Origin of the sequence: Nitrospira sp., assembly GCA_016715825.1 — a bacterium.
GTDB lineage: Bacteria > Nitrospirota > Nitrospiria > Nitrospirales > Nitrospiraceae > Nitrospira_D.
The window spans coordinates 94,886-111,521 of sequence record JADJXO010000001.1 but is presented as its reverse complement, the minus strand read 5'-3'; the positions used below and the strand labels follow the sequence as shown (position 1 = coordinate 111,521).

The following is a 16,636-nucleotide window of genomic DNA, read 5'->3' as shown; positions in this document are numbered from 1 at the left end:
TCGATCAGCAGAACGCGCGTGGAGAAAGTGTCTAGCTCCTCGTGCCACCGACTGTAATTTCATCGATCTTAATAGTCGGTAACCCGACTCCCACCGGAACCGACTGCCCGTCCTTCCCGCAGGTCCCGATGCCGTTATCGAGCTTCAGATCGTGTCCCACCATCGAGACTTTGGTGAGAATCTCAGGTCCGTTCCCGATCAACGTGGCTCCCTTCACCGGCTTCGTAATCTGGCCGTCCTCAATCAGATAGGCTTCACTCGCAGAAAATACGAACTTCCCGTTCGTAATATCGACTTGCCCGCCTCCGAACGAGACGGCGTAGAGCCCATTCTTGACTGATCTGATAATGTCTTGCGGGTCGGACTCGCCTGCCAACATGAAGGTATTCGTCATCCGAGGCAGAACCACACTCTGGTAATTCTCCCGCCGACCGTTCCCAGTCAAGGGAATCCCCATCAGACGTGCATTGAGTTTATCGGTAATATACCGGCGGAGAATGCCCTTCTCAATGAGCGTGGTGCAACTGGTCGGCGTTCCCTCGTCATCCATGTTCAACGAACCACGACGAGAGGGAAGGGTTCCATCATCCACAATCGTGCAGACGTCGGATGCCACGCGCTTGCCTACCAGATTCGAAAAGGCCGATGTTTTCTTCCGGTTGAAATCGGCTTCCAAACCGTGCCCGATCGCCTCGTGGAGTAAAATGCCAGGCCATCCACCGGCCAGAACAACCGGCATCACACCAGCCGGAGCATCGACCGCCGAGAGGTTGAGAATCGCCTCTCGTGCCGCTTCCCGGGCGTAGCCGAGATGGCGTCCTCCTTCTCGATAAAATTCGAACGCGACCCGGCCACCACCACCGAAGCTCCCTACCTGACGATTATCACCGTCCTCGGCGATACAGGTGATCTGCAGGCGAGATAACGGTTGAATATCGGTTACCAAGGTCCCATCGGAGGTGGCCACCGCCACTATCTTGTACTCGGTGTTAAAAGACGCCATCACGTTCTTGATGCGAGGGTCATAGCGTCTGGCTTCCGCATCGATTTCGTTCAAGAGCGCCACACGCTCAGACGTCGCGACTTCGGCCTTGGCCCGTTCTATCGGATAGAGATCCCTCGTGGGGCGTCGTTGCGTGGGCACTGGAACGGGCGAATCCCCTTTGGGGGAGTTGGCGATATACCGCGCCGTATCCGCCGCAATCTCTAGATCTCTTTTCGTGAGTTCATCAGAGTAGGCAAATCCGGTTTTTTCACCAGCCGTTGCACGAACTCCGACACCTTGAGAAATACTCTTCGCCGCACGCTTGACGATGCCTTCCTCCATGGACACGGATTCCGACGTACGCGACTCGAAATACAGATCCGCATAATCCACGTCACGGACATTGAGCCGATCAAGGGCATGCTGCGCTTCAATCTCAGTAACGCCAAATTTGCTCAATTGGATAAGATCAGACATAAGGTCGCTCTTTCTGTCTCGGTGTGGCGTAAGAAGGGGGCAGTATAGCCCAATCATTTCTGCAGTCGCAATGCACTCCTGCCTCTCCGGTGTCATTTCAAGGAAATGCTCATTCTAGAATTACCTTCTTATAATTACCGAGTTATCGTTTGACATTCCCTAGGCCCACCAGTAGACTCTGACCACTTCAGCGCGTCTGCACACTGGACCTGTAGGAGCTAACCCAAGATTTAATATGGCACATCAGCCATCTTCAAACCTTGATCGCCTTTCAGAAAGCGAACTAACCGCGAAATTGGAGCTGGATCTGCTCCCGAAACATGTCGCGGTCATTATGGACGGCAACGGTCGCTGGGCTGAACTGCGTGGTCTTCCTCGGATCGCTGGCCATCGTGAAGGCATCAATTCCGTCAGAGAAATGATCACCTTGTGTCTGGAGTTGGGCATTCGGGCTCTGACGATCTACGCGTTTTCCCAGGAGAACTGGAATCGTCCAACTCACGAAATCAGCGCCCTCATGGGGCTCCTGGAGCATTACCTCTCCACGGAACGGGCGAGTTTGATCGAGCAAGGGGTTCGCTTCCGCGCCATCGGACGCCACGATCTCCTCCCGCAATCCGCCCAACACTGGGTTCGTACCACCGAGAAAGAAACCGCTCATCTCGATAAAATGACCCTGACCGTCGCGTTGAGCTACGGCGGACGAGCAGAGATCGTCGATGCCGTAAAAGCGCTGATCGGCGATGTCCAAACAGGCACCCTACAGCCGAACCAAATCGATGAAACCACGTTTAAAGAGTACCTCTCCACCCATCCGCTTCCTGACCCAGACCTTCTGATTCGGACGAGTGGAGAAACCAGGATCAGCAATTTTCTGCTGTGGCAGGTAGCCTACACCGAGCTGTGCTTCAGCCCGACGCTATGGCCTGATTTTCGACGGCGCGAGTTCCTCCTAGCGTTAATTGAGTACCAAAAGCGGGAACGTCGATTTGGTCGAGTCCTAAGCACCGTCTCGTCATAACCCTTGTGGGATACCCCCTCGCTACAGAAATCCTTGCTCATAGCCCTAGATTTGTGACGACCTCACCGGCACGCACCCGACAATTTGACCTCCGCCGTCTCTACACCGCGCTCGCGCTGATTCCCGCAGTCTATCTCATCATCGCACACCTTGTTCCCTGGGCCTTGACCCTGCTTTTGCTCGTGGTTGGTGTGATTGCCCTGCTGGAACTCTACAAGCTCAGCTTTCCCTCACGCTTGAGCCATCTCCTTCTGGGAGTAGGTCTGGCCGGATTTGCCCTGACACTGATCCAACCACATTTTTCGTTCTCCTGGCCGGAACTGCTCGTGGGCTGTGTCCTGGTGGCCCTCGTGGCTGTATCCATCTCCGCTGTGTCAGCCGCACATCGATGGGGCGATGCACTCGCGATTCTCCTGGGCCTGTTGTATGTGGGCTTCCCTCTGAGCACCGTGGTCTCGGCCCGCGCACTACCGGACGGCCAGTGGCTCGTGCTCTTCCTCGCAGTTGTGACATGGGCGTCAGACATCGGGGCCTACTATGCGGGAACTCTGTGGGGAAAACATCCCTTACTCCCGTCGATCAGTCCGAAGAAAACCGTCGAAGGGGTACTCGGTGGACTCATTCTCACGGTCGGTGTGGCAGTCCTGGCTCAGCAGTGGTTTGCCTCACAACTCTCACTGACGGATTCGCTGATCCTTGGCGTACTCCTGACGATGGTGGGCCTCATCGGAGATCTTTTCGAATCACTCATTAAGCGACGAACCGGGGTCAAAGACTCAGGCGGGATCTTGCCGGGTCATGGCGGAATGCTGGATCGCCTCGATAGTCTCTTGTTCACCGCTCCCACGTTCTACTACTATGTCGTCTACATTCGAGGCCTGTCGCCGCTTTCCTAGGAGATTTGGAGGGGTGAAGACATGAAACCGATAATCATCTTGGGATCGACCGGATCGATCGGGACAAACACACTCGATATCATTCAACGGTTTCCAGATGAATTTCGCGTGGTGGGTCTGACCGCCGGCAACAACATCGAGAAACTCGAGGAGCAGATTCACCGTTTTCGGCCCAAAGCCGTGGCGGTCTCCACCGAATCCTCTGCCGCCCTCCTTCGCAGCCGATGTGCCGATCTTCCGGTCGAGATCCTCTCCGGGGAAGACGGCATTACCCACGTAGCATCGGTCTTGGAGGCTGAATTGGTCATTTCCGCCATCGTGGGAGCCGCCGGGCTTGTTCCGACTTTGTCTGCTATTCGAAGCGGCAAGCAGATCGCGTTGGCGAATAAAGAGCCGATGGTCATGGCGGGAAAGTTGATGCAAGATGAAGCTCGCAAACACGGAGTCAGGATTTTCCCGGTCGATAGTGAGCATAGTGCCATCTTTCAGTCGTTGGAGGGGCACCGGATTGAAGATGTCCGCCGACTGATTCTCACGGCGTCCGGCGGAGCGCTCTGGACGCTGACTCACGAACAACTTCAAGACGTGACCCCTGAACGGGCCTTGCAGCACCCCAACTGGAAGATGGGAGCCAAGATCACCATCGACTCGGCGACGTTGATGAATAAAGGGTTGGAGGTCGTGGAAGCGCGATGGCTGTTTGATATCCCGGAATCCAACATCGAGGTCATGGTCCATCGAGAAAGCATCATTCACTCGTTGGTTGAATACAAAGATCGTTCCATTATCGCCCAATTGGGGCTTCCTGATATGCGAACCCCTATCTCGTACGCGATGCACTATCCGGCACGGATGACGCTTGATCTTCCTTCGCTGGAGTTGGCGGAGATCGGACAACTGTCCTTTTCCAAACCCGACCATGATCGATTTCCCTGTCTCAATCTCGGGTATGAATCGCTTCGCATCGGAGGCACCATGCCGGCTACGATGAATGCGGCCAATGAGATTGCGGTCGACGCGTTTCTCAATCACGGCCTCCGTTTCATTGAAATCGCCCAGGTGATTCGTAACACCATGGAGGCGCATAGCCGGCAAGAAATCACGTGCCTCGATGACGCCTTGGAAGCTGATCGGTGGGCAAGGGAAAAAGCAGAATCATTGGTGCACACACTCTCTCACTCATGATTGTTTTGCATTTCAGATAACGTCTGTTAGAGTTACAAGACCGAGGACGCAACAGGGAGCTCTCATGACATCCGCATTCGCCTGGTCCCCCGATACGCTCTGGCTTCTCCTCCAGAAAGCTTGGTGGTTTCTCGTGGTCCTTGGTGTCTTGGTCGCCTTCCACGAACTTGGCCACTTCCTCGCTGCCCGCTGGGTCGGAGTGAAAGTCTTGAAGTTTTCAATCGGGTTCGGCCCGAAGATCTTCGGCCGTCAGGTCGGCGAAACCGAGTACCTCGTCTCAGCCGTTCCCCTGGGTGGCTATGTCAAACTATTCGGTGAGGACGAGACAGAAGCCACGACCCCCGACGACCGCCGCCGATCCTTTTCGCACCAAGGCCTGTGGGGGAAAGTCCTGATTGTCGCCGCCGGACCGGGGTTTAATTTCATTCTGGCCTACTTGATCTTTGCCGGATGGCTATCGACCGGATCGCCCCTCTTTGTCCCAACCTTTCGTGATTTGAGCGCGGATGTTGAGGCGCTTGTTCCTGGGTCCCCCGCATCAGTGGCCGGCATGGAAGTCGGCGACCGTGTCGTCAGCGTGAATGGGAAAGAGATCTCAACCAAGACCGAATTGCTGGATCTCATCTCCCGGAGCAATGGGCAGCCGCTCTCACTGGAGGTCCGACGGGAAGGGCACCTCAAAACGCTCACGGCGACCCCCGTGCAGATGACCGGAGAGGAGGTCTCTACTCAGGAACCGCTGTACACTATCGGGGTAGAGGAAATGCCTGCGTTGGTCACATCGGTCCTGCATGGTTCACCGGCGTCCATGGCTGGACTCCAGCCCGGGGATCGGGTAGTCGCGATCGAGGGGCAGACGATCTATGCGTGGTCCCAGATGACCACGCACGTGAGAGAGCATCCTGAGACACCGTTGAAATTCGAGGTGCTCCGCGAAGGTATGCGCACCATACTGACCGTCACACCGGCCAGTGAAAAACTCACGGTGAATGGACAGACCTCTGAAGTGGGAAAGATCGGCATCTCCGGTCCCGGTCGCTCGTTGATGCGGTCCGAGAACGTGGCGGAAGCCGTGTACCAAGGGCTGGAGGCCACATGGGGATGGACCGAGCTGACGGCCATCGGTCTCTATAAAATGGTGGTCGGTGATATTTCGAGTAAGAATATCGGCGGCCCACTGACTATCGCCAATATCTCGGGAGAAGCCGCCTCTCAGGGTGCCTCCAGCGTCGTCTTTTTGATCGCCATTCTGAGCATCAACCTCGGCGTCCTGAATCTGCTGCCGATCCCCATTCTTGACGGTGGCCACTTGCTCTTTTTCTTAATTGAAGGCATCCTGCGTAAACCACTTGGCGAACGACAGCGAGAGGTTGCTCAACAGGTGGGATTGGTCTTATTGGTCGGTGTCATGATCTTCGCCTTTTGGAACGATTTAGAACGGATCTTCTCCCACTAACCCTTTCATGAAGACATCTCAGTTACTTATTCCCACGCTACGGGACGATCCCGGAGAAGCCGAAACCGTCAGCCATCGATTGATGTTGCGCGCCGGGCTGATCCGCAAGGTCGCGGCGGGGATCTACACCTATCTTCCGCTCGGCTTGCGGGTCATCCGGAAGATCGAGCAGATTATCCGCGAGGAGATGAATCGAGCCGGCGCCCAGGAGCTGCTGATGCCGATCGCATCCCCTGCGGAACTTTGGAAAGAAACCGCTCGTTGGGACTACTACGGGAAGGAGCTCGTACGGTTCAAGGATCGTCACGAACGGGATTTCTGTTTGGGGCCGACCCATGAAGAAGTCATTACGGATCTCTTCCGGCGAGAAGTGCGTTCGTATCGCCAGCTCCCGTTGAACTTTTACCAAATCCAAACCAAATTCCGAGATGAGATCCGTCCCCGCTTCGGTCTCATGCGTGGGCGTGAGTTCATCATGAAAGACGCCTATAGCTTTGATCTCGACGAGGCCGGCGCCACGATCAGCTACCAACGTATGTATGACGCTTACACGCGGATATTCACACGCTGCGGCCTGACCTTCCGGCCTGTAGAAGCAGACACAGGGCTGATCGGTGGGGATGTCTCGCATGAGTTCATGGTGCTCGCCGAAACGGGTGAAGCAACGGTCGCATACAGTACGGAGGGATCCTATGCCGCCAACCTTGAACGGGCTGAGGCATGTCCCCCCACTAAAGCAGATACAAGTGCGTTACTCCCGCTGACCGCCGTTGATACGCCTCAACGCCGGACGGTAGAAGAGGTCACAGCCTTTCTAAAGATTTCATCTCAGCAACTAGTGAAGACATTACTGTATCGATCCGGAACTGAATCGGTTGCTGTCTTGATCCGGGGAGATCATGAAGTCAACGAAGTCAAACTGGCGCGGTTGCTCCAGGTGACGGATGTCACATTGGCGGATCCTGAAACCGTCCAGCGTCTCACAGGGTGCCCTCCAGGATTTGCAGGGCCGATCGGGTTGCGGCAGGTTCGCATTCTTGCCGATCGGGCCGTCGAAGGAATAAAAAACGTCGTGATCGGCGCCAACAAGGCCGACACACACTACCAGAACGCTAACATCGGTCGCGATTTCTCCGTTGAACAATTTGCCGATCTTCGGAATGTGCTAGCCGGCGATCCGTCCCCTCGTGGTCCTGGTGTGTTGACCCTCGCCAAGGGAATCGAAGTTGGACAAGTATTCCTGCTCGGCACCAAGTACAGTCAGAAAATGAACGCCACGATCCTCGATGAACAAGGCAAAGAGCGCCTAGCCATCATGGGTTGTTACGGCATCGGTGTGGGACGCACGGCAGCCGCAGCGATCGAACAACATCACGACGACAAAGGCATTATCTGGCCGTTTCCCATCGCACCGTTTCATGTTCACGTGCTGACGGTCAGCCAATCTGAAAAGACGACCGAAACCGCTGCCCGGCTCTACTCAGAGTTAGAGAATGCGGGCTTTGAGGTCCTATGGGACGATCGTCCTGATCGAGCAGGGGTAAAATTCAATGACGCCGATCTGATCGGAATCCCCTTTCAAATCGTCATTGGCGACAAGGGCCTCGCCGACGGAATAGTGGAGGTCAAGATCCGGAAGGGAGGACACAAGTCACGGATAGCCCCTCACAATCTGGTGGACCACCTGAAAACACTTCGCATCGAGCATGACCCATCTGTTCGGTGAGCCAGCCACGCGCGCACCTGCTCCGCCTTCGCCAATCGTTGATCTTCCATCGATGGAAAATGTCTTTTCCTTGCCTTCCCGTCTCTTTCGGCTAGACTAAAACTCGATTCACAGCGGTAGGCCGCGATCGCGCAACTACGCGCCTTCTGAGTCCAGCGCGCAACCCGATTATTCCGCGTCTCAACGACAGCGAAAGCAGAGTCGGATGCAAGCCAAGCCCATAACTCCCAACGTCCAAGAATTACAACAAAAGGTTGAGCATGCAGAGCATGTCAAACGCATTACCACGCAAATTCATGCAGCCAACAATCTCGATCAAATCCTTCTGGACCTGCACAAAGATATCCTCAGTTTGTTCGACGCAGAAGATTTAACTCTCTTCGCATTCGACACCGACAAAAAGGAGATTTTTTCAAAGGTTCCCCACATTGACGGCGTCGAAGAAGTCCGAATTCCCATTACCGAACAAAGCCTGCCGGGGTTCTGCGCCAAGTACCTCCGCCCAGTCAACATCGCCGATGCGTACAACATGGCTGAGCTCAAGGCCACTCACCCCGCTCTCGTTCATGATACCTCCTACGACAAACGGACCGGGTTCAAGACCAAACAGGTGCTGACGTACCCGATCGTCGCCGACAATAAATATCTGATGGGAGTGCTTCAACTCCTCAACAAGAAGAGCGGGAGTCGGTTTACCCGAAAAGATGAAGAAGCGGTCGATGAAATTGCGAAGGCGCTCGGAATTGCATTCTTCAACCTTCGAAAGATCTCAAAGAAAACTCCTACGAAATTCGACCTCCTGGTCAGTAATAGCCGGATCACACAAAATGAGCTCGACCAGGCTATCGCCGACTCTCGAAAGGGCATGAACGACCTTGAGAGTATTCTCATTGAAAAATACAAAGTCCCCAAGATCGATATCGGTAAATCGCTGGCCCAGTTTTATAAGTGCCCCTATATCGAATACAGCGAGCGAACGATCGTCGATGTGGAGCTTTTGAAAAATCTGAACATCGACTATCTGAAGAAAAACCATTGGATGCCGCTGAAGCGCGATCGTACGGCCATCGAAATTCTGACCGACGATCCAGGTGATCTTGACCGTGTTCAGGATATCAAACGCACATTCCCCGGTCTGAACATCCGCTTCGCCGTGAGCCTCCGCCGAGATATCTCGCAGTTTCTCGGCTCCGCGACCGGACAGGGAGGGGATGGCGGAGGACGCAAGCTCGATGAGAACGTATCCGACATTCTCGGAGAGCTGGTCACCGAGGCGCATGCCGAGGCAATGGAAGACTCCAGTTTGGGTGGAGGGCTGGACGAAAACGACAGCGCCATCGTCCGGCTGGCCAACCAAATCATTGCCGATGCCTATCGCCAAAATGCCTCGGACATTCACATCGAGCCCTACGGAGAAAAACGCGAAACGCTCGTGCGGTTCCGAGTTGACGGTGAATGCTTCGAGTACATGAAGATCCCGCAGAGCTATCGCCGTGCGATTGTGTCTCGGCTTAAGATCATGGCTAGTTTGGATATCGCCGAGCGCCGGAAACCTCAGGATGGCAAAATCAAGTTCAAGCTCTCGGAGTCGAAAGAAATTGAGCTTCGTGTCGCGACGCTCCCCACCGCCGGGTACAACGAAGACGTGGTGATGCGTATCCTTGCAGCAAGCGAACCCCTGCCGCTCGATAAAATGGGATTCTCCGAACGCAACCTCACAGTGTTGAAGGAAATTTCAGAAAGGCCATACGGCATCATTCTCTGTGTCGGTCCCACTGGCTCAGGAAAAACGACGACGCTCCATTCGGTGTTGGGCAACATCAATACTCCGGATATCAAGATATGGACGGCCGAGGATCCCGTCGAAATTACTCAATATGGCCTTCGCCAGGTACAAGTCCAGCCGAAGATCGGGCTGACCTTCGCTGCAGCCATGCGTGCATTTCTCCGAGCAGATCCCGACGTCATTATGGTGGGAGAAATGCGGGATAAGGAAACCGCTGAGACTGGCATTGAAGCATCGCTGACTGGTCACCTTGTCCTCAGCACACTCCACACCAACAGCGCGGTCGAAACAGTCACCCGTCTGCTCGACATGGGCTGCGATCCGTTCAGTTTTGCCGACGCCATGCTGGGTGTCCTCGCGCAACGACTGGCTCGCAGGGTCTGCAAAGAATGTAAGGAACAGTACATCGGAACCAAAGAGGAGTATGATGAAATCCGATTAGGCTACGGCCCTGAGTATTGGGACAAGCTCGACATCAAGCAAGACAATACATTCCGGCTTTCGCGCGGAAAGGGCTGCGAGACGTGCAATCGCTCCGGCTTCAAGGGGCGAGTCGCCCTCCACGAGCTGCTCCTTGGCACGGATGAAATGAAACGTATGGTGCAAACGAAAGCACGCACCGAGGATATGCTGAAAACCGCGCTCCAGGAAGGCATGACGACGCTCGTTCAAGACGGAATCCACAAGGTCTTGCAAGGTCACACCACCTACAAAGAAGTCAAAGCGGTGGCGATTAAGTAGAGATGTGTACTCACATCGTGACAACTCGTTGTAGGCACGGAGGCGTGTCGATTCTGCACGCACCACCTTACACGATACATCCCCGCAAATCATGGCAGTGATTTGGGGCAACTCCCCCCTCAGCTGACAGAAGATGAGCGAGGAGGTGAGTATTGCGCATCTTCGGCGTGATCGGAATTCCCGAGAAGCAGCCAACGGCGTGAGGCGTTCAGGCCGCGACTCTTGGTCCGGACTTGGACTGGTGGGTCATGAAGGCCAGGATGTGTTTGTTATCGTTCTGGGAGAGCCCCTCAAACTCCACTCCATACGTTTGCTCTTTTCCCCACCTGACGGTGGCAGTTTCGATGACCATTGATGCGGCCTGATCAGGTAATCGTAACTGCATCGCGATTCGGTCTCCAGGTGTGATCACGGCTTCAGTCATGACGCGAACGCCTTTGGTGGAGAGGTCGTAGATAATACCCACCCCCTGCTCAACTGCTCCTCTTTTGACCAAGCCCACTCGTGCCAGCGCACAGGGGAACGGAGCAGATACCCGCACGCGAGGATATTTCCGCAATTGCGGCATGCCCTGGGCACCAAGAGATTTACAGTTTTGATCATCCATATTCTCCTACTCCTTCATTAAACCAGAGAGACTCATGTACTCTGCCAATCGCTTCAAAGATGCTTCAGAAAGCGGACTGAACGCTAGTCCATGGAATTGATAGTTTGTCCAACACACGGTGGCGATCGCCACCTCAACCGGAGGGGTACTCTTATTCAATCGAAGCACGAGAGAAACCTGATCACCTGGTTTGATGGCTGCATCGGTACTCACGCAGGCGCCGTGCAGCGATAGGTCATACACCAAGCCAACGTCATGGACCGGCTTCCGGAACCACCCTCGTGTTGTTTGAGAAGATAGAGAGCAGCTGAACGGCATTGGGATACGAACCCTGGAATACTGCCGAGCTTTGTTTTGCGCCAGCTTCTGCTGAGGAACCAGCTGCATACCAATCTACCTCGTGAGGGATACTGTATCTCACGAGGTAGATTTTCCGAACTGTTTTTACACTTTACGAATGTCTTATCGAGGAAGGATTGGGAATTGAAGATTCACCACGAGCGCCTCTCGACATCGGACGACGGTAACGTCCTGCACTCTTCACATGATTGGTGGATGGATAATCATGTCGACGGACTTGTCTGGCTCCCTCATTCACAGCAGATGGCGGCGCCCCACTCCCAGGGGCAAGCGGAACAGCATGCCCTAACAGCCGCTCGATGTCTCGAAGTTGGGACCGATCCTCACCTGTTACAAAGCTTGTTGCGCGCCCGGTTGTCTTCATCCTCGCCGTCCGCCCGATACGGTGCACATAATCCTCCGGACAATTGGGCAAATCAAAATTGATTACGTGGCCGATGTTTGCGACATCAATCCCTCGAGCAGCGATATCCGTCGCAACCAGCACCCGAAATGCTCCACGTTTAAACCCCTCGAGCGCCGCACGCCGCTGTGACAGACTTCGGCCCCCATGCAAGATCGCCACTCGATGGCCTGCACGACCCAACATGCGACCCAACCGATCCGCCCGATGCTTCGTCCTGGTGAACACCAAGGCCGTATCCTTATCGGCCCCTAGGAGGGACAACAAAAGATCAGACTTATCGGTGTGGGATGTATAATGTATGGCTTGAGTCACTCCATCCGCCGTCGTCGCCGAGGGGGCAACCATGACACGCACGGGATTCCTGACGCTGGCTTGAACCAAGCGGGCAAGATCCGACGGCAATGTGGCCGAAAAGAGTAAGGTCTGTCGCTCCTCAGGCAAGGCATCAAGAATCTGATTGATTTGCGGGGCAAAGCCCATATCCAACATCCGATCCGCTTCATCCAATACCAATATCTTCATGGACGACAACAAAATCGTACCGTTCCACATGTGATCAAGAAGTCGACCAGGCGTCGCCACTAAGATGTCCGGTCGCTGCCGCAAACCTCGCACCTGCGCTTGCATGTCCGCTCCTCCCACAATGACGGTGGCGGAGATGCCTCGACTCCGCCCGAGCTTCTCAATCGTGGTCAGCGTCTGCAAGGCGAGTTCGCGCGTCGGCGCGAGGATCAGCGCTTTTGGCTGCCCCTTCGGGAGGGAAGACAGGCGTTCGACAATCGGAATGACAAACGCCGCCGTTTTACCGGTGCCAGTCTGAGCGCAGCCAATCACATCTCGTCCTGCTAAGGCCGAAGGAATGGCTTGTTCTTGAATGGGAGTTGGAGAGACAAACCCAGCTTCTGCTAGGTCGCGTAAAAGAGCCTCGGACAAACCAAGAGCGTGAAAATTGCGTTGAGCAGACGTATCCACTACACTATCCTTTCAGTTTGATCGCATTATGACGGGATCAGAGAACCGAGGGGAGAAACAGCCGGGGGGTGTAGCTCCAAACTGGACCTGGTCGCGATGCGATCGCGAAGTCCGTTATGGTTGTGCATCTCTTCGCCGGACTACCACGATAGAAGTGCATATTCACCATACAGGACCAGACACCTCACGTCAACTCACACACTGAATTATTGTTACCCGTCGATGTTTGATACCTAGGCCGTCCGGCCTATTGTCACAGACATCCCATCATGCACCCGCTAGGATGTTTATGCGATAATCATTTCATGATCTTGAAACGCTGGCTCGTCGGCGATCCGCTGAAGACTGCCCAGGCAGCAGATCAGCGGTTGTCCAAAACACTTGCACTCGCTATTTTCTCCTCAAATAACATTTCTTCAGTCGCCTATGCCACGGAAGAAATCCTGTTGGTGCTTGTCTTGGCCGGAACTGCGGCCATTGCATGGTCGATCCCTGTCAGTCTCGCGATCCTTTTCCTCGTTCTGGTTCTTACGATCTCCTACCGCCAGATCATTTATGAATATCCTGAGGGCGGTGGAGCCTATACCGTTGCCAAAGCAAACTTAGGAGAACTCCCATCTCTGGTTGCCGCCGGCGCATTAATGATCAGTTATGTCGTCACCGTAGCCGTCAGCATTGCGGCCGGCATTGCTGCACTGACGTCTGCCGTTCCAAGCTTGTTTGTACATCGAGAAGCGTTGGGGCTTGTGACCATCCTGTTCATTGTCATCATGAACTTGCGCGGCGTCCGCGAGTCAGGTCAATTTTTTTCGATCCCCACCTACTTCGCCATCGGAGGGTTGAGCATGCTGGTAGTCATCGGCGTCGCTCGGTCTCTGTACGACTCCACGCCGGTTCCACTCGTCAGCACCTCCGTAGAAGTCAGCGGAGGAGTGGAAACCCTGACGCTCTTTCTGATCCTTCGCGCGTTTGCCGTAGGTTGTTCGGCTGTTACCGGCATGGAAGTGATCTCTAACGGTGTCAAGGCCTTCCGTCCTCCGGAATCGAAGAATGCCGCCACTACCATGATCTGGATGTCCGTCATTCTCGGGTCGCTGTTCATGGGAGTCAGCTGGCTGGCTTACTATCACGGCATCGTACCGAAAGCCGATGAAACCGTCGTGTCCCAGTTGGCTCGCCTCACCTTCGGCACCGGCGTCATCTATTATGGGGTCCAGATCGGCACGATGATACTGTTGATCCTTGCCGCGAATAGCGCCTTCGCGGGGTTCCCACACTTAGCATCGATTCTCGCACGAGATGGATTCATGCCTCACCAAATGGCGAGTTTCGGCGATCGCTTAGTCTTTTCAAATGGGATCCTCATCCTTGGACTATTCGCATGCGTACTTCTGGTGGCATTTGAGGGTGACACCCACGCCTTAATTCCCTTGTATGCCATCGGGGTGTTCGTCTCATTTACCATCTCTCAATCCGGAATGGTCCGCAGTTGGCTCAAGCGAAAGGGAGACCATTGGCGGAAGAAACTGTTGGTCAATGGCGTGGGAGCCTTTACAACCGGCGTTGCCACCCTCATCATCGGAACCACGAAATTCTGGGACGGGTCCTGGATCGTGTTGGTCCTTGTGACCCTCCTGATCATGATGTTTCGTGGGATTCGATCTCATTACAAGGCCGTCAAGGAGCAGATCACACTCACTCGCGATTCCCGTCCACCCCGTCCCAGACACAACCTGATCCTAATTCCAATCAGCGGAGTCAATCGATCGGTGGTCCGAGCGGTTGACTATGCACGCAGTCGGGGGGGCGATATTAAAGCTCTGTTGGTCGATGTCAACAACGAGGAAACTGCGCTCGCGGAAATACAGTGGGCGCAGTGGGGATGCGGCGTTCCGCTGATCGTTTTGCCCTCCCCCTACCGCTCCATCCTGGGATCAATCATGGAATTCATCGAAGAACAACGACAAAAAGACCCAGATTGTTGGATCACCGTAGTGCTTCCTGAGATTCTCCCTGCCCGTTGGTGGCAAAATATTCTGCACAACCAACGGGCCTTCATGCTGAAAGCCTCTCTACTTTTTAAGGATCGTGTCGTTCTAACCGACGTCCCCTTCCACCTGACGAAATGATCATCGTGCGAGACCTCCGGCTCATGAAATGGGGACCCCCCCCTCAGATTGTTTGGCAGTGCCTGTTTCCGGTGTACCTGGCGGTGGCCTCTCCGGTCCAGGCCTTTACGATCGCAGAGCCTATGGAAGGTTCTACGCTGACTGCAGGAAGCACCGTCACGGCACGTGTCGATTTGGGGAAGGATACTGGCATCACCAAGGTCCGCTACTACTGGTACGGGGAACAGGACGAAGTCCTCGTTGAACAGGATGATTCGACCGCGGTAGGCTCGATCGTGGCGCCAGTCGCAATGGTAGGATCGGCCGAGCAGAACCCGGCCTTTGGCGGACAACTGAACATCCCACAGAACAGCATCGGGCCCGTGAGGCTCTTAGCAGTAGCCGAAGTCTCCCGTGGACGATTGAGTACAAGATCCATATTCGATGAAGTGATCCTGCATGTTGAACCACCTGCGGATCTGACAGCCATTGATTTTGAGACGGATAAGCCGTTGCAACTCGGCAGAGCAGGACAGTCATCCGCCTTCGGCCATGTCGATTCGATGGGCAAGATTTTCGAACTCCCGGTTGTTGCCGACTTTGCCGACGGCATCACCCGGCGTATCAGCAGTCCAAACAGCGGCACCACTTATGAGTCTTCCAATCTGAAAGTCATCACGCTCCTACCGGGAGGCCTGCTCCAGATCGTCGGTAATGGGAAAGCCACCATTACGGTCACCAACCGTGGCAAGCACGGCTCACTGGATATTGACGTGAATGTGAACAATGAACCGAACGAGTCGCCGATCGCCGATGCCGGCCCGAACAAGACGGTCAAGGCTGGTTCAAAGGTGACGCTGAAGGGGTTAACAAGCCGAGATCCTGAGGGCGAAGCGCTCTACTATAGTTGGAGCCAAGTGCGCGGCAGCAAGGTCTCGTTGCTCGACGCCAACAACTCAGAAGCCTCTTTCCTTGCCCCAGCTGTTTCAGAGCCGCGAACGTATCGTTTTAAGTTACGCGTTACGGATAAGAAGGGAGCCGATAGCCTTCCAGCCTTTGTGGACGTGACGGTCGAACCGTAACATCCTGTGCAAAAACGGGTCGCATGAAGGCTTCACAGGCAGTTCGCCTCACCAGCGTGTGGGCCTTGCTCAAAACAGTCCGGGATCATCTATAAGGAGGGGTGCTTGTCATGAAAACTCTGATTATCCACGCCTCTTCGAAATCTCGGAGCAACGCTCCTCGCCGGCTACTCCATATTGAGTACGCGCCAGCCTCTGGCATTTCAGAACATATCCGTCTTGCCATAGCCTAAACCGCACACTGGCTGGAGTACGGTGAGGAGCTTCTGGAGCGCTATTACTTTTTGTCCAGGTTCTTTCGAATCCACTTGGTCAGCATATCTTTGACCAGCTCGCCGGCTGCAACCTGAAGGGTCATTATCTCCAGCTCTTTTTGATCAGGAAGCTCCTCAATCCCATTCACGCTAAGAAAAGCAAGAGCAGACAGAACCGCTGCGCGCTTATTCCCATCAACAAACCGATGATGCTGGGCGATGTGGAACCTCAATGCAGCAGCCATCGCGGCAAGATTTTCGTGGAGGTATCCTCAACCGAATTGGTGGCGCGGCATCCAGCACACCGTGATCCCTCACGCCGTGTGAACTACCATCCATGTCGATGGTATCGGTGTGGAGCACCAAAACGTTGTCCACACTGAGGAAGATGATGTGGTCCACCGCATCAGTCCGCGAGCCGCTTTAGCATCTGTCCATACTTCTTCCGAAGCTCTTTGATTGTGGCCTTTAGACGCTCGGGACCGACACCGATATTTACCGATGTAATAACAAGCGCGGTACCACTCACCGTGACCTGCAGTGGGGTTTCTTCGGTGATCCCGAGCGCCTGCAT

At 54.7% G+C, this 16,636-nt stretch carries 14 protein-coding genes; 8 read left to right on the top strand and 6 right to left on the bottom strand.

Features of this window, described 5'->3' with window-relative positions:
* Nucleotides 1-31 precede the first annotated feature (31 nt).
* A complete protein-coding gene (tldD, locus tag IPM58_00505; GenBank protein ID MBK9305594.1) occupies nt 32-1,462 on the bottom strand; it encodes a metalloprotease TldD in 1,431 nt (476 codons plus the stop codon).
* A gap of 235 nt (nt 1,463-1,697) precedes the next feature.
* Between tldD and IPM58_00500 the strand changes: the two genes are divergently transcribed.
* The 6 genes from IPM58_00500 (at nt 1,698) to IPM58_00475 (ending at nt 10,273) form a co-directional block, all read left to right on the top strand.
* Complete coding sequence (locus tag IPM58_00500) at nt 1,698-2,483, top strand: isoprenyl transferase (protein ID MBK9305593.1); 786 nt, start codon at nt 1,698-1,700, stop codon at nt 2,481-2,483.
* A gap of 53 nt (nt 2,484-2,536) precedes the next feature.
* Complete coding sequence (locus IPM58_00495) at nt 2,537-3,379, top strand: phosphatidate cytidylyltransferase (protein ID MBK9305592.1); 843 nt, start codon at nt 2,537-2,539, stop codon at nt 3,377-3,379.
* A gap of 21 nt (nt 3,380-3,400) precedes the next feature.
* Nucleotides 3,401-4,564, top strand: coding sequence for a 1-deoxy-D-xylulose-5-phosphate reductoisomerase (locus IPM58_00490; GenBank protein MBK9305591.1), 1,164 nt, complete (start codon nt 3,401-3,403; stop codon nt 4,562-4,564).
* A 64-nt stretch (nt 4,565-4,628) separates the two neighbouring features.
* Entirely contained in the window at nt 4,629-6,020 is a 1,392-nt protein-coding gene (gene rseP / locus IPM58_00485) for an RIP metalloprotease RseP (GenBank protein ID MBK9305590.1), read from the top strand.
* A gap of 7 nt (nt 6,021-6,027) precedes the next feature.
* Nucleotides 6,028-7,746, top strand: a complete 1,719-nt coding sequence (locus IPM58_00480; protein MBK9305589.1) for a proline--tRNA ligase — start codon at nt 6,028-6,030, stop codon at nt 7,744-7,746.
* Nucleotides 7,747-7,951: 205 nt separating this feature from the next.
* Nucleotides 7,952-10,273 (top strand): GspE/PulE family protein, encoded by a 2,322-nt coding sequence (locus IPM58_00475; protein MBK9305588.1) that lies wholly within the window; start codon nt 7,952-7,954, stop codon nt 10,271-10,273.
* Nucleotides 10,274-10,481: 208 nt separating this feature from the next.
* Here the strand turns inward: IPM58_00475 and IPM58_00470 are convergent, their stop codons facing one another.
* The 3 genes from IPM58_00470 to IPM58_00460 form a co-directional block, all read right to left on the bottom strand.
* Nucleotides 10,482-10,880 (bottom strand): PilZ domain-containing protein, encoded by a 399-nt coding sequence (locus tag IPM58_00470; protein MBK9305587.1) that lies wholly within the window; start codon nt 10,878-10,880, stop codon nt 10,482-10,484.
* A 6-nt stretch (nt 10,881-10,886) separates the two neighbouring features.
* Entirely contained in the window at nt 10,887-11,267 is a 381-nt protein-coding gene (locus IPM58_00465) for a PilZ domain-containing protein (GenBank protein ID MBK9305586.1), read from the bottom strand.
* Between the two features lie 64 nt (nt 11,268-11,331).
* Nucleotides 11,332-12,618, bottom strand: a complete 1,287-nt coding sequence (locus IPM58_00460) for a DEAD/DEAH box helicase (protein ID MBK9305585.1) — start codon at nt 12,616-12,618, stop codon at nt 11,332-11,334.
* Nucleotides 12,619-12,923: 305 nt separating this feature from the next.
* Here IPM58_00460 and IPM58_00455 point away from each other — a divergent pair, with 305 nt between their 5' ends.
* Nucleotides 12,924-14,747, top strand: coding sequence for an APC family permease (locus IPM58_00455; protein MBK9305584.1), 1,824 nt, complete (start codon nt 12,924-12,926; stop codon nt 14,745-14,747).
* 23 nt (nt 14,748-14,770) lie between these two features.
* Entirely contained in the window at nt 14,771-15,808 is a 1,038-nt protein-coding gene (locus tag IPM58_00450; GenBank protein MBK9305583.1) for a hypothetical protein, read from the top strand.
* Nucleotides 15,809-16,085: 277 nt separating this feature from the next.
* On the opposite strand, the gene IPM58_00445 is transcribed toward IPM58_00450, so the two are convergent.
* Together IPM58_00445 and IPM58_00440 are read right to left on the bottom strand one after the other, a co-directional pair.
* The gene (locus IPM58_00445) at nt 16,086-16,307 is read right to left on the bottom strand and encodes a type II toxin-antitoxin system death-on-curing family toxin (protein MBK9305582.1); all 222 of its coding nucleotides are present in this window, start codon (nt 16,305-16,307) and stop codon (nt 16,086-16,088) included.
* Nucleotides 16,308-16,468: 161 nt separating this feature from the next.
* Entirely contained in the window at nt 16,469-16,636 is a 168-nt protein-coding gene (locus IPM58_00440) for a hypothetical protein (GenBank protein ID MBK9305581.1), read from the bottom strand.